Source organism: uncultured Lactobacillus sp. (assembly GCF_902491705.1).
Lineage (GTDB): Bacteria > Bacillota > Bacilli > Lactobacillales > Lactobacillaceae > Lactobacillus.
The window spans coordinates 1-3498 of record NZ_CABUIW010000096.1 but is presented as its reverse complement, the minus strand read 5'-3'; the positions used below and the strand labels follow the sequence as shown (position 1 = coordinate 3498).

4 protein-coding genes are annotated in these 3498 nt (G+C 37.1%); 2 read left to right on the top strand and 2 right to left on the bottom strand.

The genetic code is table 11. From position 1 onward, the window contains the following. The first annotated feature begins 196 nt into the window (after positions 1-196). On the top strand, positions 197-1804 hold the full coding sequence (locus RDN22_RS11120; protein ID WP_308558140.1) for an ABC transporter ATP-binding protein: 1608 nt from the start codon (positions 197-199) through the stop codon (positions 1802-1804). 167 nt (positions 1805-1971) lie between these two features. Beyond that, positions 1972-2709, top strand: coding sequence for a PAS domain-containing protein (locus RDN22_RS11115; protein WP_308558139.1), 738 nt, complete (start codon positions 1972-1974; stop codon positions 2707-2709). A 52-nt stretch (positions 2710-2761) separates the two neighbouring features. Here RDN22_RS11115 and RDN22_RS11110 read toward each other — a convergent pair whose 3' ends face one another. Both RDN22_RS11110 and RDN22_RS11105 read right to left on the bottom strand, forming a co-directional pair. Beyond that, a complete protein-coding gene (locus RDN22_RS11110; protein ID WP_308558138.1) occupies positions 2762-2998 on the bottom strand; it encodes a hypothetical protein in 237 nt (78 codons plus the stop codon). 383 nt (positions 2999-3381) lie between these two features. Beyond that, a partial coding sequence (locus tag RDN22_RS11105) for an IS3 family transposase (protein WP_308554877.1) occupies positions 3382-3498 on the bottom strand: 117 nt, incomplete at its 5' end.

The following is a 3498-nucleotide window of genomic DNA, read 5'->3' as shown; positions in this document are numbered from 1 at the left end:
GAGTAAGGCTTAGTTTCATATACTCAAAATTCTGATCAAAGAGAACAAATATCATCGCCTTTCATTTGACTTATTACCACATGACTGATTATTAAAAAATGAGTTTAATACTTTAATTATCGTCTCTGATTGAGAAAAACACAAGCAAGCGCGTATAATAATTGGTAAGTATTTTAGAAAATAGAACGGGGTATTTATGAGTCTCAAGTATGCGAAAAAAAGCCAATTAATTAGCTTTACCATCTTGGCAGCAATCAAAGCCTGCAACATCGTGTTTGTGGCTTACATGATTCAGATCATGTTAAACGTTGCTTCATCTGGTTCTCATGATTACATGCATTTAATTAAACTGGCTCTCTTAACGGCCTTAGGTCAAATGTGCTTTATGGCCAGCAACTTTGTCTATGAAACGGTCAAAATGGGGATTATCCGTGACGTTAACATGACTTTGAAGAAGGCTAATTTGCGATATTTAGTTGATCAAGGCGAACCTGATGTTAAAAGTGGTTTGTCACTGATGACCAACGATTTAAAACAGATTGAAACTAATCGTGTTACTGCCCAACTTGATATGATTTTCCAAGGACTATCATTTATTGGGGCAATTAGTTTTGCTTTCTATAGTTCTTGGCAAATGACCTTGGTATTCTTGGTAGCAACAATTGCGCCAGCTGTTGTGCAAATGATAACTAGTCCAATCATTACCAAGAGAGCCAAAGTTTGGGCTCAAACCAACGCCAACTGTACGCAAAACGTGTCTGATTCGCTTAATGGTGCGCAAGCTACGAAGCTGTATAACGTTAGAACGAATATCGTAACGCGTGCCGCTAATGCCGCCCAAAACATGGAAAATGCGTTGCGTAACATGACTTTAACCCAAGCTTGGGCACTAGAGTTAATTTACTCAGCAGCTGAGCTTTTCTGTTTCATCATTCCATGTACTGTCGGCGGAATCATGATGATGCAAGGAAACTTGAAGGTTGGTACGTTGGTTATGATGGTAGACCTTGCAATGAACTTCATAACGCCAGTTGTAACGCTGTTTAATGAGTTCAACCAAGTGAAGTCGACTGTCCCAATGTGGGAGAAGACCCAAGTTGCCTTGCAGCATGTGATGAAAGACGATAAGCAAAAAATCGACCATTTCGAAGGCATGGAGATCAAGGACTTGTCTTACGTAACAAGTAGCGATCACAAGCAGATTTTTGATGGGGTTAACTTAGAAGTTAAGCCTGGTGAAAAAGTCTTGCTAATGGCTCCAAGTGGTTGGGGTAAAACGACGCTGCTTAGATTGTTAGTTGGTTTGAAGCATCCTAAAGATGGGAAGATTTTGCTTAATGGCAAAGATGTAACTGGCAATTGGGATGCAGCACACAACTATTTCTCATATGTTAACCAGAAGCCATTTATGTTTGATGATACGCTTCGCTTTAACATTACTTTAGGCCGCAAGGTGAGTGATGAAAAGTTGAAGCATGTTATTCATGAAGCCGGTCTTGATGAATTGGTTAAGAGCCAAGGTTTAGACAAGCAGGTTGGTGAAAATGGTAGTGAATTATCTGGTGGACAGATTCAAAGAGTGGAAATTGCGAGAGCCTTGCTTTCTGGCAGACCAATTTTACTTGCTGATGAAGCAACGAGTGCGCTTGATCCAAAATTGTCACTAGATATTCATAAGACATTGCTGGAGAATTCAAAGGTTGCGGTAGTTGAAGTAGCCCACAAGATTTCGCCAGAAGAAAAGGCAATGTTTGATGTGATTATTCACTTGGATAAACATACTGTAGAAACTAAGATGAAATAGTAGAAGCACTGCAAAAGCAGTGCTTTTTCAGTGCTATAAAATATATATAATATTATATACTAAGTGTAATAATTTTATATAAAATATTTTATCAAATTGATTGAATTGAAACTGCTTACAGCTTATACTTGAAGTAAGATAATTATTTATTTAGGAGGTACTTAATTATGGCTGAACCTAAATGGCTTAAGGACATGAATCCTGACGAATACTTAAAAGAAGACTTTGACGCAAAGGAAAAATCAAAATACACAGTTGAGGGAATCGACAAAAACGATCCAGAATGGTTAGACAAGGCAGCTAAGAAGGTTAACGCAGCAGAAGGCGACGACTACGTAAAGCTTGATGCAGGTCTACTTACAGTTAACCAATTGAACTGGATGCTTAGAAATACTATTGGTGAAATGACCTTCGTTGACGATAACAACCAATTCTTGTGGTATAACCGTCCAAAAGATTCAAATCACAAGATGCTTGCAAAGCGTACGCCAGATCAAGTTGGTGATACGATGTCCGCAATTCACCCAGATGTACGTGACGTTATTCCTAACGCTAAGAAAGTTGTTCATGCTTTGCGTGAAAAGCAAGATGGACATGATGAAGTCTTCATGCCAGTGCCCAACGGCAACTTGAAGAAATTGATTTTGCATTACTATAAGCGTGTTGAAGACGATGAAGGCAACTATGCAGGGATCTATGAATGGGTACAAGACTTATATCCACTAGTTAAGTACTTCTGCGAAGCTACTGGTCAAAAGTTGGTAGTTGATGATGACGCTACAACTGGCGCAACTTACCGTAGAAACTCAGATCCAGATGCAGTAAGTGGTGCTTCAAAGATTAAGGATGAAAAGCCTAAGGAAGAAGAAAAGCCTGACACTATAACTGGTGCTTCACAGCACTAATTTTGAATAAAGAAAAAGCGTATCGAGATTTTCGATACGTTTTTGTTATGGGTTAAATTTTTGATTTAACTGCGATCATGATTTCTTCGGAAATATTGCTTGGGTATGCAAAGTGAGGCACGATTTGGTAGTCCTCAGGAACATTGGAATTGATGATTTCTTTTAAATTCATGTAGTCAGTAGCCCTTTCGTGGAGGTGGGTTCCAATTTTTTCACCGTATGGATTATAGTAATTGATTTCTAAAGTGTTAGTAACTGGATCTGTAATAGAAATAGTTGTTTTAAGCATTAGAAAGGTCTCCGTTTTAGTGAATGATATTGCTAACAATATATGGTTATATTTATATTATATGACAATGTGTCACTTTTGTGAAATGCTGATTTTTAGTGTGATAATTCAAATTTAGAAATTGATAAACAAGTGAAATTTATACATGAATCGTTGAATATAACACAAAAAAACGTACCTAAATATTTAGCAATGTCATTAAGTTAAGGCTTTGACAAATTACAAGATTCTATTTTTAAACACTCAACATTGATTTGTTTCATTGTTGAGTGTTTTTTTGCACAACAAATAAAACTAAGGGGATTTCGACTTAGTTTAAGCAACTCGATAAATTAAATAGATGGCTGATTTTGGTTTGAAGTGGGACCTAAAAAGTAGACATTTTAAAACATAGGATTAATAGAGGCTTGATTCCGATATTCTTTCGGAGTTAAGCCTTTTAATCTGCTCTTTATCCTTTCTTCGTTATAGTATTTGATATATTCCTCTATAGCTTGAGC

Coding starts and splice junctions, on each gene's coding strand:
- RDN22_RS11115 (WP_308558139.1), top strand. CDS start 1,972: ATGGCTGAACCTAAATGGCTTAAGGACATGAATCCTGACGAATACTTA.
- RDN22_RS11110 (WP_308558138.1), bottom strand. CDS start 2,998: ATGCTTAAAACAACTATTTCTATTACAGATCCAGTTACTAACACTTTA.
- RDN22_RS11120 (WP_308558140.1), top strand. CDS start 197: ATGAGTCTCAAGTATGCGAAAAAAAGCCAATTAATTAGCTTTACCATC.